The organism is Desulfobacula toluolica Tol2 (assembly GCF_000307105.1).
Classification (GTDB): domain Bacteria; phylum Desulfobacterota; class Desulfobacteria; order Desulfobacterales; family Desulfobacteraceae; genus Desulfobacula; species Desulfobacula toluolica.
Map to the genome: position 1 here is coordinate 1816986 of NC_018645.1, position 24871 is coordinate 1841856.

At 43.4% G+C, this 24871-nt stretch carries 21 protein-coding genes; 19 read left to right on the forward strand and 2 right to left on the reverse strand.

Annotated features, from left to right (window positions below):
* Positions 1-231: 231 nt before the first annotated feature.
* The 4 genes from TOL2_RS08275 to TOL2_RS08290 all read left to right on the forward strand — a co-directional run bounded on the left by TOL2_RS08275 (position 232) and on the right by TOL2_RS08290 (position 5500).
* On the forward strand, positions 232-1584 hold the full coding sequence (locus tag TOL2_RS08275) for a transposase (protein ID WP_014957044.1): 1353 nt from the start codon (positions 232-234) through the stop codon (positions 1582-1584).
* A 244-nt stretch (positions 1585-1828) separates the two neighbouring features.
* Positions 1829-2737 carry an alpha/beta hydrolase gene (locus tag TOL2_RS23565; RefSeq protein WP_014957045.1) on the forward strand — a complete coding sequence of 303 codons (909 nt, stop codon included), beginning with the start codon at positions 1829-1831 and terminating at the stop codon, positions 2735-2737.
* Positions 2738-2850: 113 nt separating this feature from the next.
* Positions 2851-4419 carry a bifunctional GNAT family N-acetyltransferase/carbon-nitrogen hydrolase family protein gene (locus TOL2_RS08285; RefSeq protein WP_014957046.1) on the forward strand — a complete coding sequence of 523 codons (1569 nt, stop codon included), beginning with the start codon at positions 2851-2853 and terminating at the stop codon, positions 4417-4419.
* A 130-nt stretch (positions 4420-4549) separates the two neighbouring features.
* Positions 4550-5500, forward strand: a complete 951-nt coding sequence (locus TOL2_RS08290; RefSeq protein WP_014957047.1) for a radical SAM protein — start codon at positions 4550-4552, stop codon at positions 5498-5500.
* Here the strand turns inward: TOL2_RS08290 and TOL2_RS08295 are convergent.
* On the reverse strand, positions 5497-5682 hold the full coding sequence (locus TOL2_RS08295) for a hypothetical protein (protein WP_041279371.1): 186 nt from the start codon (positions 5680-5682) through the stop codon (positions 5497-5499). The two genes, TOL2_RS08290 and TOL2_RS08295, sit on opposite strands and share 4 nt — an antisense overlap.
* A gap of 278 nt (positions 5683-5960) precedes the next feature.
* On the opposite strand from TOL2_RS08295, the gene TOL2_RS08300 reads away from it, so the two are divergent.
* The 15 genes from TOL2_RS08300 (at position 5961) to TOL2_RS08375 (ending at position 23438) form a co-directional block, all read left to right on the forward strand.
* The gene (locus TOL2_RS08300; RefSeq protein WP_041279901.1) at positions 5961-6935 is read left to right on the forward strand and encodes an AAA family ATPase; all 975 of its coding nucleotides are present in this window, start codon (positions 5961-5963) and stop codon (positions 6933-6935) included.
* Positions 6936-6953: 18 nt separating this feature from the next.
* Entirely contained in the window at positions 6954-7832 is an 879-nt protein-coding gene (locus TOL2_RS08305; protein WP_014957049.1) for a DUF58 domain-containing protein, read from the forward strand.
* Complete coding sequence (locus tag TOL2_RS08310; RefSeq protein ID WP_014957050.1) at positions 7833-8411, forward strand: hypothetical protein; 579 nt, start codon at positions 7833-7835, stop codon at positions 8409-8411.
* Positions 8411-9406: a VWA domain-containing protein gene (locus tag TOL2_RS08315; protein WP_014957051.1), complete on the forward strand. Its 996-nt coding sequence runs from the start codon at positions 8411-8413 to the stop codon at positions 9404-9406. Before TOL2_RS08310 ends, TOL2_RS08315 begins: the two co-directional genes overlap by 1 nt.
* The gene (locus tag TOL2_RS08320) at positions 9407-11227 is read left to right on the forward strand and encodes a VWA domain-containing protein (RefSeq protein ID WP_014957052.1); all 1821 of its coding nucleotides are present in this window, start codon (positions 9407-9409) and stop codon (positions 11225-11227) included. It abuts the gene before it with no gap.
* The gene (locus TOL2_RS08325; protein ID WP_014957053.1) at positions 11211-13760 is read left to right on the forward strand and encodes a BatD family protein; all 2550 of its coding nucleotides are present in this window, start codon (positions 11211-11213) and stop codon (positions 13758-13760) included. The genes TOL2_RS08320 and TOL2_RS08325 overlap by 17 nt, the downstream gene beginning before the upstream one ends.
* Before the next feature lie 123 nt (positions 13761-13883).
* Entirely contained in the window at positions 13884-14441 is a 558-nt protein-coding gene (locus tag TOL2_RS08330; protein ID WP_014957054.1) for a DJ-1 family glyoxalase III, read from the forward strand.
* Between the two features lie 33 nt (positions 14442-14474).
* Entirely contained in the window at positions 14475-16013 is a 1539-nt protein-coding gene (locus tag TOL2_RS08335; RefSeq protein ID WP_158406084.1) for a two-component system sensor histidine kinase NtrB, read from the forward strand.
* On the forward strand, positions 16006-17352 hold the full coding sequence (locus TOL2_RS08340) for a sigma-54-dependent transcriptional regulator (protein WP_014957056.1): 1347 nt from the start codon (positions 16006-16008) through the stop codon (positions 17350-17352). The genes TOL2_RS08335 and TOL2_RS08340 overlap by 8 nt, the downstream gene beginning before the upstream one ends.
* A gap of 3 nt (positions 17353-17355) precedes the next feature.
* On the forward strand, positions 17356-18318 hold the full coding sequence (locus tag TOL2_RS08345; protein WP_014957057.1) for an ABC transporter substrate-binding protein: 963 nt from the start codon (positions 17356-17358) through the stop codon (positions 18316-18318).
* Positions 18319-18593: 275 nt separating this feature from the next.
* A complete protein-coding gene (locus TOL2_RS08355; protein ID WP_014957058.1) occupies positions 18594-19694 on the forward strand; it encodes a TRAP transporter substrate-binding protein in 1101 nt (366 codons plus the stop codon).
* A 36-nt stretch (positions 19695-19730) separates the two neighbouring features.
* Complete coding sequence (locus TOL2_RS08360; protein WP_014957059.1) at positions 19731-20255, forward strand: TRAP transporter small permease subunit; 525 nt, start codon at positions 19731-19733, stop codon at positions 20253-20255.
* A 15-nt stretch (positions 20256-20270) separates the two neighbouring features.
* Entirely contained in the window at positions 20271-21578 is a 1308-nt protein-coding gene (locus TOL2_RS08365; protein WP_014957060.1) for a TRAP transporter large permease, read from the forward strand.
* A 44-nt stretch (positions 21579-21622) separates the two neighbouring features.
* Complete coding sequence (locus tag TOL2_RS08370) at positions 21623-22600, forward strand: CoA transferase subunit A (protein ID WP_014957061.1); 978 nt, start codon at positions 21623-21625, stop codon at positions 22598-22600.
* Positions 22601-22667: 67 nt separating this feature from the next.
* Positions 22668-23438 carry a CoA-transferase subunit beta gene (locus TOL2_RS08375; protein WP_014957062.1) on the forward strand — a complete coding sequence of 257 codons (771 nt, stop codon included), beginning with the start codon at positions 22668-22670 and terminating at the stop codon, positions 23436-23438.
* A gap of 26 nt (positions 23439-23464) precedes the next feature.
* Here the strand turns inward: TOL2_RS08375 and TOL2_RS08380 are convergent, their stop codons facing one another.
* The gene (locus TOL2_RS08380) at positions 23465-24871 is read right to left on the reverse strand and encodes a sigma-54-dependent transcriptional regulator (RefSeq protein ID WP_014957063.1); all 1407 of its coding nucleotides are present in this window, start codon (positions 24869-24871) and stop codon (positions 23465-23467) included.

Here is a 24871-nt window from a genome sequence, read left to right on the forward strand (position 1 = left end):
TATGATTTGATCTTATGGATCATTCTTCTTGATATATAATCCAAAAGGTGGTTTGAGAATTCTCTGTGAACCAAAATATTTCAACAAAAAAATGAACCGAGTGTGACCGGTTATTTTGGTGTTGAGGCTGTAGAAAAAGGTCGAAAACACTGGAGATTCTTATCATTTTGTGCTAGATTTTTATTAAAAATGAGAGACAAACCACTGACCTTCAAAGAGTAAAAAAACAAAATGGCCAAATACAAAGATTATTCATACGATCAAGGCGTTTTCCTCCCGGTCTTTTTTGATAAACAGATCCTCCCTGGAACCTTTGAATACTCCCTCAATCATTTGATTGATAATGAAGTTGATTTAACGATTTTTGACAACCGCTATAATAATGATAAAACCGGTGCAAAAGCGTATGACCCAAGGATCCTTTTAAAGATTATTCTTTTTGCCTACTCAAGGGGGATCACATCCAGCAGAAAGATGTTTGCAGTTGATGGCTGCAAGCTGCCTTCAAATGCTTCAAAGGAATGGAGTGGAACTAAAACGGATTTTAAAAACAAAGCCCTTAAACTTGAAAAAGCTATCGAGCGGATCATTCAAAAGCATCGGGAAATAGATCATATTGAAGAAAAGAACAACATAATAGATACAGATACTCAATACATCGCCACCCCTGCAAAAGCAGATAAAAAAATCCGGAACTGGACAAAAGATAATGATGACAAAATAGGTGCCAGTGGCAAGCCTGTTAAGTCCAACATTACAGACAATGACTCTGCCAAAATGAAAACCTCAAATGGTGTTATCCAAGGGTATAACGGCCTTGCCATGGTGGACAACAAACATCAAGTGATCGTGGGGGCCGAAGCTTTTGGGAAAGGACCGGAACAAGATTTATTAAAGCCATTAATAAACAACACAAAAGAAAACCTGGGAGATGATGTCTTTGAAAACACTCGTTTAACAGCAGACAGCGGATTTCATACCAATAAGAATATGGATATGTTAGCGGAAGAAAACATAGATGCATATGTTGCTGACAACCTTTTTCGAAAACGAGATCCCCGATTCGATAATGCAGGCCGTTACAAAGAATTGTTTAGAAAACAAAAAAACACGAAACTGTTTTCAAAGAAAGATTTTTACTTTGATCCTGAGTTTAAATTTTCTATGTGCCCTGCAAGAAAGCGACTTTACAGAACTGGCAACGGCATTGATAAAAAGGGCAATTTCGTTACCCGGTTTGAAGGCCCAAAATCAGCTTGTGGGCCGTGCAAACTTAGATCTAAATGCCTTCGAAAGCCTGATAAGACACTCCAAAGGCAGGTGGCTTATTTTCATGTCAGCAGGAAAACACCTGAAACTGCAACAGAAAAGATGAAATTAAAAATAGATTCGCCCTCGGGTAGACAAACCTACTCTAAACGGCTCGGAACGGTGGAACCTGTTTTTGGCCATATCCGTCATACGATGAAACTTAACTGGTTCAGTATGAGGTGGAAAATAAAAGTAAACAGTCAATGGCTGCTTTTTTGCACCCTGCACAATTTAAAAAAGATCCATAGGTATGGTTCGGTAGAGGTTACATAGAATAAAGGGGGATATCCTCCTAAGTGTTTGGTTATAGCACCCATATAAGAAAAAATTGACCATATATGTCAAATTTATCGACCCTAAAAACAAATAAAACAAAATGTAAGAAAAAGTACATGGGAAATGGAATCACTGCCTTTTGAAAAGTACTTATCCCACTTTCCTCGGGCCTATTAACAAGCTGCTGCACACAGATAAATTTGTGAGCTAAATATTATGTAATAAAAAAGGAGCCTTAATAATGAAAACAGATATAACTGTAATGAAAAAATATATAGCCAGCATCAAGAATAACAAGACAATCGCGATTTATCTGATAACTGCAATTTTATGTTTGTTGTTTTCAGCCTGTGCCATAAACAACCCAGCAACTCAGAATAAAAAATTAACCGCCCAATCTGCTGATGACAGTCGCATTGCTTATGGGACCAGAGGTCAGGGAGAAACGACTCTTTTATTCGTTCACGGCTGGTTATGTGACCATAAAGTTTGGCAACCTCAGATTGATTATTTTTCCAATCATTATAAGGTGGCATGGTTAGATTTGGCAGGTCACGGAGATTCTGAAACCAACCGTCAGAAATTCACGATGTCAGCATTTGCTCAGGATGTTAAGTCGGTTTCGGATAAAGTTGGCGGAGAAAAAATAATTCTTATTGGTCACTCCATGGGAGGCCCTATCGTTATTGAAACTGCAAAATTGCTTGGAGAAAAAGTTGTTGGAATCGTTGGCGTTGATGCTTTTTATACTCCGCTTGCATCTTTTCCTGAAGCAATGAAATTGGTCTTTCTTGAAAAATTGAAAAACAATTATCCTGTTGCCTTGGAGGAAACTGTAAAGTCAATGTTTGCGAAAAGTGCAAATCCTGATTTGATCAATTTATATTATAAAAATATGCTTGCTGCTGATCATAAGATGGGAATCAGTTCTTTATATGAATGCATCAAATGGAATTCACAACAAGAGCCGTTGGAGCTTAAAAAGTTTTCAAGCAAACTTTATAATATCAATGGTGCGCCGACAGGCAAAGAAAAAGTTTTGCATGAAAGTGTCGTTTTAATTTCAGGCGTCGGTCATTTTGTTGCTCAAATAAAACCGGATGAATTTAATGCGGCATTTGAAAAGATTATTGAAAATTTAAAAGATTAATTAAATTCAAAAATCAATTAAACAAGTACGCATGGCCCGCGCCGCACTCGGACGCAAAATGTTTCTCTATTAATCAGATATCCGTCAAGGCACACAATATAAGGAGTAATCTAATGGGTAAGTTACAATCAAAAATCACAACCAGAAGGTGGCGTCATGAAGACATTCCGGAAATAATAGAATGCAGCAGAGCCACCTACCATGATTATTCAGAAGAGTTCATATATTCTGAACGTCATTATGAAATGCAGTTTGCCGCTTTTCCCCAGGGACAGTTTGTGGCGGTCTGCAATAAAAAAATAGTCGGATACGCCACCAGCATTATAGTCAGTATTGATGACGACTTCTGGTACGATGTGGATGAACTGACCGGGGCTGGTACGTTCAGCACGCATAACCCGGACGGAGACACTCTTTATGGTGCGGATATTGCCGTTCATCCCGATTACCAGCGCCGGGGTATTGCCATGCTGCTGTACAGCCGGCGGAAAAGCATTCTCAAACGATATAACCTCAAGCAGATGATCGCCTATGGAAGGCTTTCCGGATATCGGAATTACGCAGGAAAAATGACGGCTGAGCAATATGTGGAAAAGGTGAAAAAGGGCGAGTTAAAAGATCAGGCCCTGAGTACCCACTTGAAAGTCGGTTATCAGGTGAAAAAAGTTCAGCTGGACATCACCATCGACCATTCCAGTTTGAATTACTCAACCTTTCTTGTCATGCCCAACCCTGATTATAATCTGGCAAAAAAAAGAATTTCCTCGGCCGTGTTTCCAAAAATCCAGGCCCGGCGGGTCAGGGTCTGCGCAGCTCAATACCACATGAGGCCCATCCGGTCTTTTGAGGATCTTGAGCGATCGGTTGAGTTTTTTGTGGATACGGCTGATTCCTATCACTGCCATTTTCTGCTTTTCCCCGAATACTTTACTTATCAGCTTTTAAGTTTTCAGGAAAAAAAGATGTCCATGAGAGATGCCGCCCTGAAACTTGCCGGTTATACGGATCAGTATATTGATATGTTCAAGCGCTTTGCACGGAAGTATAACATCTATATTATCGGCGGGTCCACCCCGGTATTAAGGGAGGGCAAGTTCTATAACACAGCCCATTTGTTCACCCCGGCCGGAAATGTTCATACCCAGGACAAGCTTCACATCACCCCGGCAGAACGTAATGAAGGGGGAATTGAACCAGGCACATCTGTTCGGATTTTCAACACCCCGCTGGCCAGGATTGCGATCCAGGTATGCTATGACATTGAATTTCCGGAGGTATCCCGCCTTTTGACCCTGGCAGGCGCTGAAATCATTTTTGTGCCTTATTACACGGAAGAGAAAAAAGCCTACTATCGTGTACGGCATTGCGCCCAGGCCAGGGCCGTTGAAAATTTTATATATGTTGTGATGACAGGAAGTGTCGGAAATATGCAAACCAGATCAGGTTCCTTTCTGAACTACAGCCAGGCCGCCATACTTACTCCCAGCGATTTCTCATTTCCGGAAAAAGGGATAGAGGGAGAGGCAGACCCCAATGTGGAAGCGGTTGTCATATCCGAACTGGCCTTGTCTTCCCTGTCCCAGCAGCGGCATGTGGCAACGGTCCGGCCCCTTCATGACATGCGCCTGGATCTCTATGATCTGATGTCGAAAGACAAAATCAAAATTCTCCGGGTCGAGTAAAAAGGAGCTGGCGCGGTCGGAGCTTTGGTTGTTGTCCCTCCTGTTGAACTATGGTAACTAACAGTTTTCGGGTATAGATTCATAAAATTACAATGAAATCAATTCCGGGATATTATAAAAGGGAGTAAAAATGAATTCAAAAACCGTATTTGGCCCTGTGCCATCCAGACGCCTGGGAAAAAGTGTTGGGATAAACAATATTCCTCCAAAAATATGCACATATTCCTGCGTATACTGCCAGCTGGGCAAAACTCAAAAAATGATTGTGTACAGGTGTGTTTTTCATGATCCTGACAGGCTGGTGGAAGAGACAAAAACAAAATTAATCAATGCGCAATCCAATAATGAATCCATTGACTATTTAACCATTGTGTCGGATGGTGAACCCACACTTGATGCAAAATTGGGACTATTAATCGACCGGCTGCGTCCGCTGGGTATTAAAATTGCCGTCATAACCAACTCAAGCCTCCTGCACAGGATTGACGTTCGACATGACCTGTGCAAGGCAGACTGGGTATCCGTTAAAATTGATACTCTGGATGAAAAGACATGGCGGAAAATAGACCGCCCCCACAACGGCATTAAATTTGATGTCATGTTAGACGGGATTAGTTCTTTTGCAAAAAAATTTACAGGGCGGCTTGTAACGGAAACCATGCTGATCAAGGGCCTGAATGACGACAGGCAAAACATCGAAAAAACTGCTGATTTTATTCTGGGCATAGACTGCGCCACAGCATACCTGAGCATTCCAACACGACCGCCTGCACAAAAATGGGTAAAGCCTCCCGGAGAACAAGCCTTGAATCAGGCCTACCATGTGTTTGACGACCGGGGGATAAATACTGAATACCTGATTGGATATGAGGGGAACCAGTTTGCGTTTACCGGGAATATTGAAGACGACATATTAAGCATTACATCGGTTCACCCCATGCGAAAAGATGCGGTTGCCGGGTATTTAAAAAAGGCGGGCAGTGATTTCTCAGTCATTGAAAAATTATTGGAAGAAAACAAACTTAAGGTTTCTGAATATCAGAACGAACAGTTCTATATCAGGAAGCTGCCTGTGATCTAACTTTCGTAGGAAGATCGCTGGGATGAGATTCCCCGTGCCAGTTTTGTCTGGATTTCATCCAGGATAAGGCAGCCGTCATGGCATTTTGGAAGCGATGATTTTTTGTCGCAGGTAAGGCACGGGCTTTTGGTCAAATATCCGATTTCAAAATCAAATTTGTCTCTTTTAATAATATTTTCCATAACTTATTTCTTTTGTTTAAAATGAAGCTTACCTATATCAATTATCTGAAGAGTCGTCAATAATCGGAGTTTTTTTATTTTTGATACAGCGTATTTTATGTTGAAAAACAACCCGGCCAATCTTGTTGCTCAAACCTGAAAAGTCATGGCCTGTTTGCTTGCTTCGTCTCTTGACACTTGATTAACCAATACTATATTAGATGAATTCATTGTTAAGAAACAGGGCTTGATATGGTTTATGATGTTAAACTTTAAATGATATGGGCAAAATAAGGATTATGGAAGAGATCAAAGAATCAATAGAGAAAAGTCATCTGTTAATCAGCAGTATCCGGAACGAAATCTCAAAACAACTCGTGGGCCAGGAAAAGCTGGTGGACAGTCTTTTGACCGGGCTTTTAACAGGAGGGCATGTGCTGATCGAGGGTGTCCCGGGACTGGCTAAAACCAGTGCTGTAAAGGCTCTGGCTTCTGTTGTGCAGGCGCAGTTCAAACGCATCCAGTTTACACCGGATCTTCTTCCGGCGGATTTGACCGGAACTGAAATATATCGCCCTAAAACCGCTGATTTTGTGACGAGAAAAGGGCCTTTGTTTAACAATATCATTCTGGCAGATGAAATTAACCGGGCACCTTCCAAGGTTCAATCCGCACTCCTTGAAGCCATGGAGGAAAAACAGGTTACCATTGGAGATCAAACTTTTGTGCTGCCGTCCCCTTTCCTGGTTCTGGCCACCCAGAATCCCATTGAACAGGAAGGAACCTATCCGCTGCCTGAAGCCCAGGTGGACCGGTTTATGCTGAAAGTCTGCATTGACTACCCTGACAAGGCCCAGGAACTGGAGATCCTTAAAAAGAACAGTTTTCAAAAGACAGATACCGTCAATCCGGTCATCAGTTGTGACCAGCTTGCCGCCATGGGAGAGTTGATTGACCATATCTATGTGGATGAAAAACTCAAAGAGTATATCGTTGACCTGGTGTTTGCCACCCGTCAGCCCGAAAAATACGGGATGGACATGGCCGAGTATATCGAGTTCGGTGCATCTCCCAGAGCCACTATCTTTCTTGCAAAAGCCGCCCGCGTGAATGCATTTCTGTCTGGCAGGGCCTATGTTACACCCCAGGATATCAAGCTTGTGGGGCCGGATGTGTTAAGGCACAGAATTATCTTGAGCTTTGAGGCTGAAGCTGAAGATATCTCGTGCGAAGATATAATCCAAACGCTTTTTGATTCGGTTGAGGTGCCTTGATTTGAGGATGCGCATCAGATGATTCCCGCACATATTATTAAAAAAATAAAACGAATCCACATCAAATCCAGCCGCACGGTGAACAGCATCATGGCAGGGCAGTATAAATCCGTGTTCAGGGGTTCGGGCATTGAGTTTGAAGAAGTCAGGGAGTATTGCCCGGGCGATGATGTTAAAACCATTGACTGGAAGGTTTCGGCACGGCTTGGCAAGCCCTTTGTCAAACTTTACAAGGAAGAGCGCGAAAGCATTGTCATGCTGCTCATCGACATGAGTGCCTCGTTAAAGTTCGGGACTTTTTTCGGGCCGAAACTTGAGAGGGCCGCAGAGGTGGCATCGGTGCTTGCGTTTAATGCCGTTAAAAATAATGATAAAGTTGGAGTGATTTTTTTTACTGACCGGGTTGAAAAATATATACCGCCTAAAAAAGGGTCCGGCCATATCTGGAGGGTGATCAAGGAGATTTTCACGTTTTCGCCACAGGGAAAAGGCACCGACATATCGGAAGCCCTGGATTTTCTGGCGAAAATATCCAAGAAAAGATCTTTTGTGTTTGTTTTGTCGGATTTTCTGGATGACGGTTACCTGAAAAGTCTGAGAACCGTCAGGCAACGTCATGAGGTGATCGGGGTTATGATTTATGATCAAGGGGCGTTTGAACTTCCGTTTAAAGGCATTGTAACTCTGTCGGATTTTGAAACCGACGGAGAAATGGTATTTGATGCATTTGATACACATACCCGGAAGAAATTTTTTACTGCAAAACAGGCGAATCACAAAAAAACCTTGACCCTTTTTTCCAAGGCCCAAAGTGATGTGATTGAACTTGAAACCGCAGCTTCAGTATCAGATACCTTGTCCCGGTATTTTAGGTTAAGGGAAAGGAGACTGCTGTAAATGAAGGATATCCATGGCATAAGGCCTCCTGTTCAAGTCGGTTTTGACCCAATTCTTTTTAAAATTATCTTGATGGTGTCGGCTGCCGTTCTTGTGGCTGCCCTGGTATTTTTTCTGGTCAAAAAATTTTGGAAAAGAAAAAAACATTCCAAAGACCAAAAAGCCCTTCCTCAGCCTTTGGCACCCTATGAAGCAGCCGCAAAAGCGCTGGATCTTTTGTTTCAAAGGCAAATGGATGATCCCAGAGCTTTTTATTTTGATCTGACGATTGTTCTGCGGCAATATATAGGTCGTTCTTTTGGTATCAACGCCATTGAAATGACATCCCAGGAGTTTATTCGCAGCTTAAAGACCCTTGATCTTGATAAAGGTATAAAAAAAGAGATGGCAGAGTTTCAGAACATATCCGATCCTTTTAAATATGCAGGTGTTGTGCCACAAAAAGACCGGGTGAAAAAAGATCTTCTGTTGATCAAAGCTATCATAGATCAAATAGAAAAAGACCTGACCAAACAAGCCGAACTGCTATCGGAAAAACAAGCAGAAAAACAAGCAGAAAAACAAAAGGAGAGAGCATAATGTTCAGATTTGCCTCGCCGCTTTTTTTGTGTCTGCTTTTGGTGGTGGCTGTTGTCCTTTTTTTGAAATATAGAAAGAAAAATGCCAACCATATCAGGGTGTCGTCCCTGGATGGTGTTCACACGCTTCCCAGGTCTTTTATGGTAAGGCTTTCAAGCATTATGCCGCTTTTGAAAATCGCGGCCCTGGTGTTGTTGATACTTGCTCTTGCCAGGCCCCAGTGGGGGGATAAAAAAGTAAACGTGACCACTCAAGGCGTTAATATTATCCTGGCCCTTGACCTTTCCGAATCCATGCAGGCCCTTGATTTTAAAAAGAACAAAAAGATTGTGACCCGGCTTGAGGCGGTAAAAGGGGTTGTGCGCGATTTTGTCCTCAAACGTGAAGGGGATCGCATCGGCATGGTGGTTTTCGGGTCAAATGCTTTTACCCAGCTTCCTTTGACTCGTGATTATAACACCATTGCCTTTATTCTGGACCGGTTGAATATCGGGGCAGCAGGGCCCATGACCGCCATCGGGGATGCCATCGGTATTTCCTTAAAGCGGCTGGAAGATATTCAAAGCAAATCCAATATTATTATTCTGCTCACAGACGGGAAAAGCAATTCAGGTGAACTTTCCTGGCAGGATGCAACACGGATTGCCGCCCAGAGAAAGGTGAAAATCTATACCATCGGGGTTGGCACAAAAGGGGAAGCTCCGTTTCTTGTGGACGGCATGTTCGGCAAACGGTATGTATACCAGAAAGTGGATGTGGACCTGGATGCCTTGAAAACGATTGCCGAACAAACTTCGGGCAGCTTTTTTGAGGCGGGGGACTTAACCGCTCTTGAGCAAATATACGAAATGATCAACACCCTTGAAAAAACAAAGGTGGACGTTGAAAAATGGGTGGAGTATAAGGAGTTGTATCAGGGTCTGCTGGCAACCGGTTTGATCCTGCTTCTCATTTATATTATACTGGCCAACACACGATTTTTAAGGATACCGTAAATGAAATTTGCCCATCCCTATTTGTTGAATTTATTATGGACACTGATCCCGGTGTTCGGCATCATGGTGTACGGCATTTTGAAACGAAAAAAAATATTGTCCGAATTTGCCGGGGCAAACATGTTTTCTTCCATTATTCCCGGATTTGATCCTAAAAGGCGGTGGATAAAGGCGGTTTTAATCCTCCTGGCTTCAGGGTTTGCCATCGTTGCTCTGGCAGGTCCGCAATTGGGATACAGGTGGGAGAAAACAACGCAAAAAGGTGTGGATATCATTATCGCCCTTGACTGTTCAAAAAGCATGCTGGCCCAGGATATCAAGCCCAACCGTCTTGAGCGTGCAAAAAGAGAGATTGTTGATTTGCTGCGCATGATGAAATCCGACAGGGCAGGGCTTGTTGCCTTTTCCGGCAGGGCCATTCTTCAATGCCCGTTAACCCTTGACCATGAGGCGTTTAATGTTTTTTTAAAAGTGCTTGAGCCGGGTTTTTTGCCGGTGGGCGGGACCAATCTTGATGCGGCAGTCACGACAAGCTACAGTGGGTTTGAAAAAGAGTCTGATACTGAAAAAGCCATTATCATTATTACGGATGGCGAAAACACGTCCGGGGATGTGGAAGAAACTGCCAAAGAGATGCTCAAGCAGGGAATCAAGATTTTTTGTATTGGTGTGGGGGATCTTCAAGGCGCTCCCATACCCGATGAAAACGGCGGGTTTAAAAAAGATGCATCCGGCAATATTGTTTTATCCAGGGTGGATGAACAAGGTCTGGAAAAACTGGCCGCCATGACAGGCGGCGCTTATGTCAGGTCTGTGGCAGGGGATATGGATCTTGATGTGATTTATAAGGATAAAATCCTTGGCACCATGGAACGAAAAACCCTGACATCAGGTAAGAAAAAAGTCTGGGAGAACCGTTATCAATGGTTTCTTTTTCCCTGCCTTGTGTTATTGTTGATGGAATTTGTGTTGTCGTCAAAACGCAAATCACACCGATGGTTTGTAGTGATTGTCGCATTCAGCTTAAGTCTTTTTTCAGCCCAGACTGTTCCGGTTTATGCCAAAACGGTTTCTTCCAGTGTCAAGCAGGGAATACAAGCCTATGAAGAGCAGAAGTATGAACAGGCCAAAAAACACTTTATTGACGCCCAGCTTGAACGTCCTGATAATGAAACGCTTTATTATAATATTGGCGCGGCAGCTTATATGAACAAAGAATATGAACATGCTTTGAAAAACTTTACTGAGGCGGCCAGATCAGAAGACGTCAACCTGCGCCATAATGCCCAATATAATCTTGCCAACACACAATATCAGATGGGAAATTTTAACGAGGCCATCAAGGGATATGAAGCTGTTTTAAAGAAATTCCCGGATGATAATGACGCAAAAGAAAACCTTGCGCTTGCAAAACAAAAAAAACAAGAACAGGAACAGCAAAAATCAAACCCTGATAAAGATGGGGACGATAAAAATAAGGACAAGCAAAATAATCAGGACAAGCAAAATACAGAAGGCCTGGATAAAAATCAGGAACAGGAGAAAAACCAAAATCAGAATCAGAATAAAAATCAGAATCAGCAGCAGGACAAACCATCATCTGAACATCAGCAGGGCGATAATCCCGGAGAAACACCGTCCCAGGCGCAAGACAAAAAGACTCAACAGGCAAAGGGGAATGAAACAGCCGCTTCTGAAGATAACCAGCAGCAAAAACAGGCAGACCAGGCAATGGAAAACATGCTCAACCGGCTTGAAGACAAACCTGGCAGTGCAATGATGCCTGTGATAGAGGAGCGACATATTGAAAAAGACTGGTAATGATATGAATCTGAAAAGATTTTTTTTCATCGCAATAGTGCTGGCGGTATTCATACCGTCAATGGTTTATGGTTTCGATGTAACGGCCCATGTGGATAAAACCCGGATTTCAATCAGTGATTCCGTTTTTTTAAAGGTGGAGGTCAACGGAGGTCAAGCTGACCTGGATCTTTCAATGATAAGGGATTTTAAGGTCAAGTCCCGGGGAACCTCATCCAGTTATAATTTTATCAATGGCAGGTCTGAAAGAAAGGCAACCTATCAATATGTATTGATACCCCTGGCAAAAGGCGAGTTGAAGATTCCCGCCATCAAGGCCACACAGGATGGTCAAACTGCGTTTACCCGGCAAATTGTCATCCATGTGTCCGATCAGGTGGTGAAATCCGATGACGACAAGGCCTTGTTTGCCAAAGCCCATGTGGCACAGTCCAGTCTTTTTGTAGGCCAGCAGGCGGTTTTTACCCTGCGGTTTTTTACCTCAAAACTATTGTCCGGTTTAGGGTTTGAAACTCCGCCTGAATTTAACGGGTTTTCATCCAAACCTTTTGAAAAGGAAAAAACTTATAATTTGAATATCAACGGGGTCCTTTTTCAGGTTACCCAAGTCGATTACGTCATTATCCCGGCAAGTCCCGGAAATTTTACCATTGATCCTGCGGTTCTCATTGCCAATGTGGTGGTAAAATCAAACCGTGACCCCCGGTTGGATTCTTTTTTTAATGATTCTTTTTTTTCGTCCAGCCGTTCCAAGCCTGTGCGTGTGGTATCAAATCCGGTAGAAATTAACGTATCTCCTGTTCCTCCCTATGAAGGCACAGGTAAATTTTCAGGACTTGTTGGCCGTTTTGAGATTGAGGGGACAATTGACGGTACAACCGATGGGAAAATTGATGGAATAACGGACGGAACAACTGACGTAATAACGGACAAAACAACACTCAAGGCCGGTGAATCAATCACACTTACCATTAAAATTTCAGGGTCTGGCAATATCATGGATGCAAGCCCTCCTGAAATTGATCTGAATACGGATGCGTTTAAAGTCTATGATGATAATCCAGTGGAAAACATTCAATTGACGCAAGATGGTTATGAGGGGGTTAAGATATTCAAAAAAGCCCTTGTTCCCGTTAATCCTGGCAAATATGTGATCAAGCCTGTTGTGCTGATTTATTTTGATGTGGATAAAAAAGCATATCAGACAATTTCAACAGATCAAATCCATTTGGATGTCAGGCCGTCTGAGCAAATACATCTTGCGGCTGCCCCCTTGAACCTGTCACAGGAAAAATCTGTTGTTAAACAAGAGGTTTCCCTGATTAATAAAGATATCCTGGAAATAAAAGAAGGGTTGGAGGTGTTAAAAGATTACAGGCAAATAGAGCCGCTCTTTTTTATTTTGTTGTTGTCCATTCCAGCATTTTTATTTTCAGGTGTTAAACTGTTTGTCCTGGTTACAAAAAAAGATGTATCAGTTGAAAAGCTTATGGAAGAAAAGGCAAAACATCATTTAAAACAGGCCGGGAAAACAGATGCCGGGGAATCGCAGTTTTTGAGCCATGTTTATTCCGCTTTAGTGGCGTTTATTCTGGCTAAGGGGAAAAAAAGAGGCGAAACCGTGACCATACAGGAAGCCCGGGGTATTTTAAGCGATGCCCATGTGGATACTGCCTCAATTGAACAGGTTGTGGAGCTGCTTGACACCATAGAATCGGTTCGGTTCGGAGGAACCAAGATTCATGAAATTAAACCAGATGCCCTGTTGTCAAAAACAAAACAGATATTGAAATTGTTCTGCCTTGCCCTGTTCTGCATGGGACTGTTCTCTTTTGTTCCGCAAAGAGCAATGGCCGATCCTGCAACCACTTTTATGGACGCAGTTAAAAATTATAAGGCCGGTCATTTCCAGCAGGCTGCCATGCAGTTTGAAACCGTTGCAAAAAATCACATCAAAAACCCCTATCTTTTTTATAATGTTGCAAATTCCTATCTGAAAGCCAATGACATAGGTCGTGCCGTCCTCTGGTATGAACGGGCATTGGTTTTGGCTCCTAATGATCCCGACCTGAGATTCAACCTTGAATATGCCAACAGCCTTGTGAAAGATAAAAAAGAGTCTTCTGTGAATATCATGGATGTTCTTTTTTTCTGGGATAAACTGATTTCTGTGAAAACACTTCAGATCACATCTGTGTTCCTCTCTTTTGTTTTTTTTGCATGGGCAGCTGTCAGGGTGGTACAACAACAAAAGGTGTTTTCAGGGACAGGTGTTTTTATCTGTTCCGTATTTATCATTGTTACCTCTATCACCTGCGTGAATTTTTATAAACAATCTGCAAACCTTGCCGCCGTTATTGTGGCCGATGAAGTGGCTGTGCGCTCAGGGGTTACGGATAAATCCACAAAATTGTTCAGCCTCCATGCCGGAACCAAGGTCAGAGTTGAAGAACAAAGAAACGGGTATGTGAAAATAGTTTTTTCAAAGGGCATGGTCGGCTGGATTAAAGTCAAACAAGCCCTTATTATTTAGTGTGATCTCATGTAAATGGATTGTCCTGTTGACTGTTTGAGCTGATTGACTTCATCAAAACTAGCTGCTAATTTGTTTTTATATGATTGTTTTTTTTAAATCTTAAAATAACAGGAGGGTGCCATGGAAAGAAATGTCCTTGTTCCGGTGGCCCAGGGGACGGAGGAAATGGAGGCCATCACCATTATTGATGTTCTTCGAAGGGCAGGTGCGAATGTTGTTGTCGCGTCTGTGGATGAAATCATGATTAAAGCGTCAAAGGGAATCGAATTTAAGGCGGACAAACTGATCCAAGATTGCATGGAGGAAGAATTCGATTTGATTGTCCTTCCTGGCGGAATTCCTGGAGCCCAGAATCTTCGCAATTCAACCGAACTTGAAATTCTGCTTAAAAAACAGGCAAAACTTGAAAAATATTATGCAGCCATCTGTGCCTCTCCGGCCGTTGTCCTGCATCACCACGGGCTTGTCACTCCCGGTCGTGTAACTTGTCATCCCGGGTTTGTGGATCAGATTGATAATGGAAATATTATTGAATCCAATGTTGTGGTGGACGCCAACTGTATCACCAGCAGGGGAGCGGGAACCGCCTGTGAGTTTGCATTAAAGCTTGTTGAACTGCTCTATTCAAAAGAAAAGAAAGAGGAAGTGATGCAGGGTCTTGCAATGCTGGTTGAGTGACAGCTAAGTTATGGTTGAGCAATGGTTGCAAAAATGAGTATTAAAAAATTTGACTGGGAAGATTTTTTCAATAGGCATCGAGCTGAGATAACGCTTGAGTGGAAAAAAAGGCTCAAGTATCATGTGTCCAGAAATTATGAACTCAGATCCCTTGACGAGTTGCGGGTTACCACGGAAATGGCCTATGATGCGAGTTGCAGCATGATAGTTTGCAATGACCATGCTCTGATTAATCGATTTATTGATGAAATCAGCAATATTCGTCTGGAAGAGGGATTTCGGCTGGATGATGTTCAAAAAGCATTTGAACTTTTTCGCAAACTTATTGTTCCCGCTCTCATAAAAGAATCGCCAAGAGAACTGTTGTGTGAAAATATTGAAGCGGTTAATACAGCTCTTTCGTATACCATTAACCGGTTCAGCTCCGATTTTCAAAAAAAGCATGAAAAATATCTGAAAGACTATGCCCAGCAGCTTGAAAAAGATGTGGCGTCAAGAACTGTGGAACTAAAGGAATCAGAGCATAAGTATAAAACCCTGGTTGAAGAGATCAGTGACGGATTTCTGGTGCTGGATAAAGATCGGATTGCCTTTGTGAATCAGGCTTTCTGCGGGATGCATGGATGCCGGATCAAAGAGCCTCTGCAGGCTTCGTTTTTGTCTTTTGTTTCAAAAAAAAGCCATGAAAAAGTAAATGCGATTATTTCCAGGGGGATAAACAAGTGTGCGGAGCCGGAAGCTTTTGAGTATCTGAGATTAACTAAGGACAAAAAATGCCTGCCAACGGAAATAAATTTCAGGCCGTCCCGTTTCGGGGGCAGAGATTATAACCTTTGTATTGTAAGGGATATTACCAAACGGGTTGAGACGGAGAAGAAAAGCAGGGAAATGGAGCGCATGGCCTATATCGGGCAATTGACAGCATCGCTTTCCCATGAGATCAGAAATCCGCTGTCATCGGTAAAAATGAATCTTCAGATTCTGGGCAAGAATATGATTTTAAAAGGCAATGACAGAAAACGCATTCAAATATCAGAACGGGAGATTAACCGGCTTGAAGGCATTTTAAAACAATTGCTTGATTTTGCAAAACCAGTGTCATTAAAGTTTGACATGGTTGACATCAATGATATTGTCCGTTCCTGTGTTGAATTGTTGGAAATGAAGTTTCATAGAAAAAGCATTGAGTGTGAAATTAAACTTGACCCTGGCTTAAAAGAATTTCTTGCTGATAAAGGCAAAATTGAACAAATAATTATCAATTTTCTTTTAAATGCCTTGGACTCAGTGGATGATTTCGGGATTATAAGGGTTTTAACGGCTGTAAAAAAACAAAACGGCACACCCTGTGCCATGATACGGGTTGAAGATAACGGCAAAGGAATTTCAAGAGATTTGCTTCCCCATATTTTCGAGCCCTTTTATACGACCAAGACAAATGGAACCGGCCTTGGTCTTGCCAATGTAAAACAGATTGCAACTGCCCATGGGGGAAGGGTAAGGGTAATTGATTTGAAAAATTCAGGGACCGCTTTTGAGGTCTTTTTACCCATGGGAGAAATAAATGGCTAATCTTTTGATTGTGGATGATGAGCATCCAATCCGCGAATCCATCAGCATGTTCATGTCTGAGAAAGGTCACTCGATTCACACCGCATCAAGTGTTAATGAGTCAATCTCCGTGTTTAAGGAATGTACCCCCGACGTTGTTATCCTTGATATCCGTCTTCCCGACGGCAGTGGACTGGATGCCTTAAGTCAAATGCGTGATTTTTATCCGCTGTCCAAAGTGATCATGATTACGGCATTTCAGGATATGGAAACCACCATCGAAGCCATGAAAAGGGGAGCCTATGATTATATTCATAAACCTTTGGATGCGGATGAACTGGAAAAAACGGTAAATGATGCCATTGCAAGTTTTTATGAAGATGCCAAAACAGCGGTAAAAGATAAAGGAAAAACGGTTTACAATGAAAGCGAGATCGTGGGTAAAAGCCGTGCCATGAAAGAAGTGTATAAAACCATCGGGATGCTTTGCCAGAACCGGGCAACCGCATTGATAATGGGGGAAACCGGTACTGGAAAGGAAATTGTTGCAAGACGGATACACCTGAGCAGCACGGATTGTGAAAAACCATTTATTACTTTTGATTGTTCAGCCGTTGTGGACACACTTCTGGAAAGTGAATTGTTTGGTCATGAAAAAGGCGCGTTTACGGGAGCCGTAACCTTAAGGCCGGGTAAAATCGAACTGGCAGGGGACGGCACCCTGTTTCTGGACGAAATCGGGGAATTGCCTTTGAACCTCCAGGGAAAGCTGCTGGGTTTTCTTGAAAGAAAAAGATATATGCGGGTTGGCGGGAAAGTACTTATGAAATCAAAGTGCCGGATCATTGCTGCCACCAACAGGGACCTTGAAACAATGGTCACACAGAAAACATTCAGGGCGGATCTGTATTACAGGCTCAAGGTTGTGAATATGACCCTTCCGCCGTTAAGGCATCGCCTGTCCGATATCAAAGACCTTGTGGCCCATTTTGTTCAAAAAAGTGCGGATGAACTGGGGGTTGAACATATGACATTGCAGGACGGCTGTATTGAGAGACTGAAACACCATCCCTGGACGGGAAATGTCCGGGAGCTTGAAAATGTTATTGTATCCGCCTCCATCCAGTCCAGGGGAAGTGTGATCCTGCTGGATGATCTTGAAACCATTTTATCCTATCATCCGGTTTCCGCAGAAGAGAGCAGCAGTTCGCAGTCTCTTTCACAAATGGAGCGCCAGCATATTTTTAATATTCTTGAATCGGTTCAATGGAATAAAACCCATGCCTCACACATTCTTAAAATTTCTTTGCCCACTTTAAGAAAAAAAATTAAAAAATATCACCTGGATACCCCGGATTAATCAATGGTAAAAAAAATATCTCTGGTATTATTTTTGAGTATTGCCTTTGCGGGTTTGTGGGATATATCCTGTTTGCCCCTGCTGTCTGCACAAAAAATTCATAGGGTTGCAATGGTTACATGGCGCGGTGAAACCCCTGCGGAAAAAGGGTTCTCAGATGGATTGAAATATTACGGGCATGCGATTCATATTATAAAATACCATGCAAACCAGGATATGCAACTGCTGGATGACGCCATTGCGGCCTTGGGAAAAAGTGATGTGGATTTGATATATGTATTTGGAACCACTTCTGCAAAACGCGTACTTTCAAAAATAAAACAGACGCCCGTTGTGTTTAATATTGTGACACGACCGGTTGAGTCGAAAATTATAGCAAGCTGGAATTCATCGGGAAATAATGCCACCGGTGTCAGCAGTATGGTGCCGATTGTTCATCAGCTGAAGGCCCTGAAAAAAGTGGTTCCTTTTTTTCGGTTGGGCATCATATATAATCCATTGGAGCAGAACTCCGTTATCCAGAAAGGTATTGTCAAGGGAATGGAGACCATGCTCAATTTCAGATTGACTGAATTTAAGATAACCGGAAAAAGAGATATCCCTCAAGTCCTTACAAGGTTAAATGAAGCGGTGGATGCGGTTTATCTTCCTTCGGACTCAATGATAAAAATACTGGGTACAGAGATTATCACCAGGGTAAATAAATTTAAAATTCCCTCGCTTTCCGCACTGGAGGACCTTGTGACCAACGATTGTGCGCTTATGGGACTTGTCCCTGATTATTATCAGCTGGGCAGACTGGCTGCTTTAAAAGCAAGTTTGATCTTCCAGGGCAACCACCCTTCTGAAATTAAAACCTCCACACTGGATCATTTTAAGATAACCGTGAACATGCATACGGCAAAAAAGATCGGTATCAATATCCCCACCTCCATTCTTGTGATGGCAGATAAAATTATTCGATAATCAAATTCACGGTCATATTGTTTTTTGTCAACCATTGCCGGGAATGATTATAAGATAGTCCTGCCCCAATCCATAATTACTTCTAAAATTTAACTGCTGTGAGATTCCGCACGGTTTTATGTGTGCGTAAACCGCTCGCATAAAACATTCTGATAAATAATTCCTTGAAATCATAGGTAAAAATTTCTGTATCGGGCTTGGCACAAAAGATGCTTATATGGTTTATAATATAGTTAAATTGTAACTGTTTTAATCTTTTAACAAGGAGTCCGGCAATGAAGGAAAAAGGTTTATTTGTCATTAATGTATTGGCTTTAGTGATCCTGTCTGTTTTTGTTTTCGGAGCAATACCGAACATGGCCCAGTGTAAAACATACAGGTTGAAATTTCAGATGGCATGGCACACGCAGCATCCGCAATATAAAGCGTATAAGGAATTTATCAAAAGGGTGAAAGAGGCGTCAAATGGAAAATTGAAATTTACTGTTTTCCCCGCCAGTCAGCTGATCGGAAGAAATGAAGCCCTGGACGGATTGAAAAGCGGCACCATTGATATGCTGGCCGGCTGCGGGACGTATTATCATGGTATGGTGCCGGAAGGCGATGTGGATTGGCTGCCGTATATTTCTTTGAACAATCGTGAAAAATTCTGGGATTATATGAATAATGATCAGGGCGGAAAAGCCGGTGAATTTCACGATATTATCTATAATGCCTACCTGGAGAAAGCAAACGCCGTATGGCTTACCAATATTATTTGCGGCAGCTCCGGCATCATCGGCAGGGGCAATACTGAATACAATACCATGGAGTCATTGAAAAATATCAAATTGAGAGCCGCTGGTGGGGTCAGCACAAGAGTGGCCAAGGCGTGGGGAGCCTGTCCGGTTACAATGGCCACAGGAGAAATTTATCCGGCCCTTCAAAGGGGAACAGTGGACGCACTGATCTTCTATGCTTACGGATTAAAGGATTATAAATTTTTTGAGGTGGCAAAAACATTTTCAACACCGCCGGTCTTTACCTGGGCGGATGATCTTTGGATCAATAAACGCGCCCTGGAAAGACTTCCCGAGGATTTGAGAAATACGCTTGTAACAGTTTCCCGTGAGTGGGGGCACTGGGCCAGTGTTGAATATTGGCCGGAATATGAGGCTGAAAACGAAAAATGGTGCAGGGAAAACGGGGTAAAGTTTGTCAGCATGGACAATGAAAATATTGAAAAATCAAAGAAGATGCTGGAGCAGGTGTGGGACTGGTATGCCAAAGAAAGCCCGGAATGTGAAAGACTGGTGGACTTGATAAAAACCGAGCAAAAAACCTGGACTGCCCTGAAAAAGGATAGCGGTCTTGAAAAAATTGCAGGGCTTCAATAACGCATTTTCAACCAGGGGAAATAGAGGAACGATAAAATGATGAATAAAAATAAAGGACTGACCCGGATCATGGACGGCATTGCGTCATTTGATGAGAAACTTGCTGAAATTGCCGGTTGGATCGTTGTACTCATGATGCTGACCATAAGTTATGACGTGGTCATGCGATATGCTTTTAATTCACCGACCACCTGGAGCTTTGAAGTCAACCGGTACATGCTCATCATGGTGGTGTTCATCGGTGCGGCATGGACCCTCCCTGCCGGAGGACACGTCACTGTAGATATTGCCACTGAAAGAATCCCGGAAAGAAAAAGAATTGTACTGGATATTATTACATCTTTTATGGCCGGGACATATGTGTTGATATTTCTGATCCAATCAGTGGTGTTTACCTATGACGCACTGGAACATAATGTAAGAAGCACTGAGTACCTGGCCTGGCCGCTGTGGCCCATAAGGGCATTTCTGGTAGTGGGTGCCGCATTGTTGTTTCTTGAATATATATTGAGAATTGTTCGAAATTTCTCACAGCTTTCTCAAACACATGAGGAAAAATAATAAGGAGATTTATTTATGGAATGGTATATCGTTCTTTCTATTCTGGTGGTGTCTCTGTCTTTCTTTCTTTTTCTGGGGCTTCCGGTAGCATTTTCTCTGGGATTTCTCAGCATTATCTGTGCACTTGTTTTCTGGCCGGGCACCACCGGGCTGTATGGGGTTGCATTGGCCGGATATGGCCATATGGGCAATTATACATTGGTTTGCGTCCCTCTGTTTATCCTCATGGCACAGCTGGTGATGCACAGCCGCATGGGAACGGACAGCTATGAGGTGGCGGATCGTTTCCTGCGCCGGTTGCCGGGGGGGCTGGGAATGACCAGTGCCGTGTTTGGCGCTATATTTGGTGCGGTTTGCGGTGCAAGCACGGCTGGAACAGCTACGGTCGGTCTGCTGTCCCTTCCGGAAATGATAAAAAGAGAGTATCAGGCCGGCATGTCCGGTGCCATTGTTGCATTTTCCGGTGCCTTGTCCATCTTGATCCCTCCCAGCGTAATTCTTATCCTTTACGGCACCCTGGCTAATGAATCCATCGGCGCACTGTTTGCCGGAGGAATTATTCCGGGAATCCTGATGACCGTTCTGGCCCTGGCCTATATTTTTATCCGGGTGCTGATTGATCCTGACGTGGCGCCCAGGGATGATGTCCGGTTTACATGGAAAGAGAAATTTGCCTCTCTTTCAAAGGTATGGTCGCTGTTAACGGTTATTTTTATTCTGTTGTTCACAATCTATACGGGGGTTGCAACCCCTACTGAAGCCAGTGCCATCGCCTGCCTTGCTGTTTTTATCATTGCGTTTGTAAAAAAAAACCTGGATGTGAAGACTACCCGGAAAGCGCTTTTGCATACCGTAAAAACCACGGCAATGATCGGTTGGATTATTATCGGTGCCACATCTTTTGGGTATGTTATTATTTATTCCGGATGTGCAGCCGAGCTGACCGACTTTGTCGTATCCCTTCCGTTGCCAACCACTGCGGTGGTGATGATACTGATGCTGGGATTTTTGATTATGGGGATGTTTTTAGACCCTGCGGCCATCGTTATGATGACAACCCCCATTATATTGCCTATTTTGACCGCCCTGGAGATAGACACCTTGTGGTTCGGTATTTTAATGGCCGTAAATATGTGTGCCGGAAATATCTCACCGCCCATGGGATTGAACTTGTATATTGTAAAAGGGCTTGTGCCGGATAAAATAAAGCTGGCTGAATTGTTCAAAGCCGCAGTGCCGTTTATTATATTGGATATCGTCACCATCGGACTGATCATGATATTCCCTGAAATTGTTACCTGGCTTCCAAGCCTGATTGTTTAGTACCATTGAAATAATAATGAAATGAATAAAGAGGAAAAATATTGATGAATAAAGGGTTAGAAAAAGTTATGGACCTTTCTGCGGCCATCGGGAAATTTGTGGAAAACGGCTGTCATATGTGCATAGGAGGGTTTACGGTAAACAGAAACCCCATGGCTGCTGTGTATGAAATTATCCGCCAGAGAAAAAAAAATCTGCATCTGTATGCTCATTCCAACGGCCAGGGCGTGGACGAGCTTGTGGGGGCGGGATGTGTGGATAAACTGGAGATCGCATACGGCGGAAACGGCAAATTTGCTTCCACCTGTATCCGGTTCAAACGTGCGGTTCAAAACGGAGACCTGCTGGTTGAAGATTATTCCAATTATCAAATGACCCTGCGGTTCCAGGCCGGTGCCATGGGACTTCCCTATCTGCCGGTCAGGTCTTCTCTGGGAACCGATATTGTTAATAAATGGGGCTTTTCCAGGGAAATAAGAACCGGCGATCCCAAAATTCCGGACGATAAATTAATTGTAGCGGATAATCCGTTCAATAAATGGGCGGATGTCGAAAAAATCGTTCTGGTGCCGGCCATTAATCCTGATGTCACCATTATCCATGTTCAGAAAGCAGATTCTCAAGGCACGGTAAGTATAGAGGGGTTGCCCATGGCGGATGTGGAACAGGCCAAAGCGGCACAATATCTCATCGTTACCTGTGAACAGCTTTTAGAGCCCGATGAGATGAAAAAACAGTCCGACATGAACCAGATTCCCCATTTTTGTGTTGATGCCGTTGTGCATATGCCCTGGGGCGCTTATCCCACGGCATGTTATAATTGTTATGATTATGACCCTGTGTATTTAAATAATTATGGAAAATTTGCCTCTGATGATCAGTTGTACCGGGAATACCTGGATAAATTTATCCATGGAACACCCCATCATGAGGCGTTTCTTGAGTTGGCCGGAATGGATCGTTTAAACGCAGTCAAGGCTGATCCGGAACGCGGATATGCTGTTAACCTGGATCGAAGATAAATCGGTTTTAGAGCGGATCATTTTGCCTTTACAGGCTTTTTTTAAAAAAATTTAGGAGTGAAATAATATGGCCGATTATACCTTGAGAGAACTGATGACCATTGCTGCTGCCCGGCAGATAAACAACGGGGAAATCGTTTTTTGCGGCACCGGGATTTCCATGCTGGCTGCCATGGCGGCAAAACATATCAGTGCGCCGGAAAGTGTGATATTTTTTGAAACCGGTGCCATTGATTCAAAGCTTGAAGAAGTCCCCATGGCTGTTGCCGATCCCCGGGTCATGTACGCGACATCGGTGAACGGCAGTCTTGCAGATGCGTTTGCCACCATGCAGAACAAAAAAACCGGAAAACGGGTTGTGGGAATCATGGGGGCCGCACAGATTGATATTTATGGAAACCTCAATTCCACGGTGATTGGGGATTACCATCGCCCAAAGGTCCGGTTTTCCGGCAGTGGCGGTGCCTGCGATGTGGCATCCTTTGTGCCGAAGAGCATTATTTTCATGCAGCATGAAAAAAGAAAATTTGTAAAAAAAGTTGATTATCTCACAAGTCCGGGGTGGCTCAACGGTCCCGGCAGCCGTGAGGCAGAAGGCCTCGGCGGTTCCGGGCCATCCACGGTGATTACCAACATGGCGATTATGGGATTTGATAAAATCACAAAGAAAATGTATCTGGATAAAGTCTATCCCGGCATTACACCGGAGCAGGTGCTGGACAACATGGAGTTTGAGGTGGATATATCAAGGGCCGGGGAACTTGATCCGCCTTCTATGGATGAGCTGATGGTGCTGCGTGAAAAATGTGATCCCCAAAAATTAATTCTTGGAAATTAAACAATCTTGATTTTGCCCCCGTGCCCTCAGCCCGGGGGTAAAATGATATTGAGCCGTTCCATGCGGCGGTTCAGCGCAAACCTGCTGATGCCCAGTATCCGTCCGGTTTCGGTCTTGTTCCCTTTGGCTTTTTCCAGGGCGTTCCGGATGATGCGGTTTTCAAACTGGTCCATGGCGGTTTTCAGATCATGACCGGGGTCCGGGGCGGGCGTCTCACTATCGTGTTCCATGACCGGTTTCTCATGCAAGCCTGTTCCCTGTTTGAATTCCGGGGGCAGCACCTTTGTTTCTATGGTATCCCCTTTGGTGAAAATCACCGCTCTTTCAATGACGTTTCTCAATTCCCTGACATTTCCCTCCCATGGATACCGGGTAAATATCTGTTTTACCGGTTCGGAAATTTTTTTAGGCGGTTTTTTCATGTCCCGGCAGAATTCATTTAAAAAATAGTCTGCCAGCAGCAGGATATCATCCTTGCGTTCTTTCAGGGGCGGCATATAAAGGGTGATCACATTTAAACGGTAAAAAAGATCCTGCCGGAATTCTCCGTTTTTAATGGCGGTTTCAAGATTTTTGTTGGTGGCGGCAACAATCCTGACATCCACTTTGATATCCCGCCCGCTGCCCAGGCGTTTAAATTGTTTTTTTTCAAGAAACCGTAAGAGTTTTGCCTGGGCTGGCAAGGGCATATCCCCTATTTCATCCAGAAAAACAGTTCCGTTGTCTCCCAGCTCCAATAATCCTTTTTTGTCTTTTTTGGCATCGGTAAACGCGCCTTTTTCATATCCGAACAACTCGCTTTCAATAATGGTTTCAGGAAGGGATGCACAATTGATTTCAATAAAGGGGGCCTTGTTTCTTTTGCTTCTATAATGGATGGCACTGGCCACAAGTTCCTTGCCTGTACCGCTTTGTCCGCGGATTAAAACCGTTGTGTCTCCGGCATGGGACAAAATGTCTATTTGTTTGTACACTTCTTTCATTTCAGGACTCTGCCCCACCAGGTCGCTGAACCTGTAAAATCGTCGCTGCTGGTATTTGAGATATTCATACTCCTTTCGAAAGTTCCGGTCTTCAAGGGCCTGTCCCACCAGCAGCCGTATGTCTTCCAGTTCAAAGGGCTTGTTGATAAAATTAAACGCCCCTCTTTTGACGGCCTGCACCGTTGTCTGGGTGTCCCCGTAGGCCGTCATGATAATGACCGGCACCTCCCGGTTCCAGGCGGAAATTTTTTCCAATACCTGGATGCCGTTCATTCCCGGAAGCCTCAGGTCAAGAAGAACCAGGTGGGGTGAAAATGTTTCCAAAAGCGTTATTGCCTCTTCTCCCGAATCAGCTGTGGCAATTTCATAGCCCTTTCCTTCAAAGGCAATTGCCAGGGACCGGCTTAATACTATTTCATCATCAACAATCAAAATTCGTTCCTGTTCCAT

Excerpts from the sequence above, each read along its gene's own strand:
- TOL2_RS23565 (WP_014957045.1), top strand. The coding sequence starts at position 1,829 with ATGAAAACAGATATAACTGTAATGAAAAAATATATAGCCAGCATCAAG.
- TOL2_RS08360 (WP_014957059.1), top strand. The coding sequence starts at position 19,731 with ATGATGAATAAAAATAAAGGACTGACCCGGATCATGGACGGCATTGCG.
- TOL2_RS08380 (WP_014957063.1), bottom strand. The coding sequence starts at position 24,871 with ATGGAACAGGAACGAATTTTGATTGTTGATGATGAAATAGTATTAAGC.
- TOL2_RS08375 (WP_014957062.1), top strand. The coding sequence starts at position 22,668 with ATGGCCGATTATACCTTGAGAGAACTGATGACCATTGCTGCTGCCCGG.
- TOL2_RS08365 (WP_014957060.1), top strand. The coding sequence starts at position 20,271 with ATGGAATGGTATATCGTTCTTTCTATTCTGGTGGTGTCTCTGTCTTTC.
- TOL2_RS08285 (WP_014957046.1), top strand. The coding sequence starts at position 2,851 with ATGGGTAAGTTACAATCAAAAATCACAACCAGAAGGTGGCGTCATGAA.
- TOL2_RS08355 (WP_014957058.1), top strand. The coding sequence starts at position 18,594 with ATGAAGGAAAAAGGTTTATTTGTCATTAATGTATTGGCTTTAGTGATC.
- TOL2_RS08345 (WP_014957057.1), top strand. The coding sequence starts at position 17,356 with ATGGTAAAAAAAATATCTCTGGTATTATTTTTGAGTATTGCCTTTGCG.
- TOL2_RS08295 (WP_041279371.1), bottom strand. The coding sequence starts at position 5,682 with ATGGAAAATATTATTAAAAGAGACAAATTTGATTTTGAAATCGGATAT.
- TOL2_RS08330 (WP_014957054.1), top strand. The coding sequence starts at position 13,884 with ATGGAAAGAAATGTCCTTGTTCCGGTGGCCCAGGGGACGGAGGAAATG.
- TOL2_RS08320 (WP_014957052.1), top strand. The coding sequence starts at position 9,407 with ATGAAATTTGCCCATCCCTATTTGTTGAATTTATTATGGACACTGATC.
- TOL2_RS08335 (WP_158406084.1), top strand. The coding sequence starts at position 14,475 with ATGAGTATTAAAAAATTTGACTGGGAAGATTTTTTCAATAGGCATCGA.
- TOL2_RS08300 (WP_041279901.1), top strand. The coding sequence starts at position 5,961 with ATGGAAGAGATCAAAGAATCAATAGAGAAAAGTCATCTGTTAATCAGC.
- TOL2_RS08290 (WP_014957047.1), top strand. The coding sequence starts at position 4,550 with ATGAATTCAAAAACCGTATTTGGCCCTGTGCCATCCAGACGCCTGGGA.
- TOL2_RS08305 (WP_014957049.1), top strand. The coding sequence starts at position 6,954 with ATGATTCCCGCACATATTATTAAAAAAATAAAACGAATCCACATCAAA.
- TOL2_RS08310 (WP_014957050.1), top strand. The coding sequence starts at position 7,833 with ATGAAGGATATCCATGGCATAAGGCCTCCTGTTCAAGTCGGTTTTGAC.
- TOL2_RS08340 (WP_014957056.1), top strand. The coding sequence starts at position 16,006 with ATGGCTAATCTTTTGATTGTGGATGATGAGCATCCAATCCGCGAATCC.
- TOL2_RS08370 (WP_014957061.1), top strand. The coding sequence starts at position 21,623 with ATGAATAAAGGGTTAGAAAAAGTTATGGACCTTTCTGCGGCCATCGGG.
- TOL2_RS08275 (WP_014957044.1), top strand. The coding sequence starts at position 232 with ATGGCCAAATACAAAGATTATTCATACGATCAAGGCGTTTTCCTCCCG.
- TOL2_RS08315 (WP_014957051.1), top strand. The coding sequence starts at position 8,411 with ATGTTCAGATTTGCCTCGCCGCTTTTTTTGTGTCTGCTTTTGGTGGTG.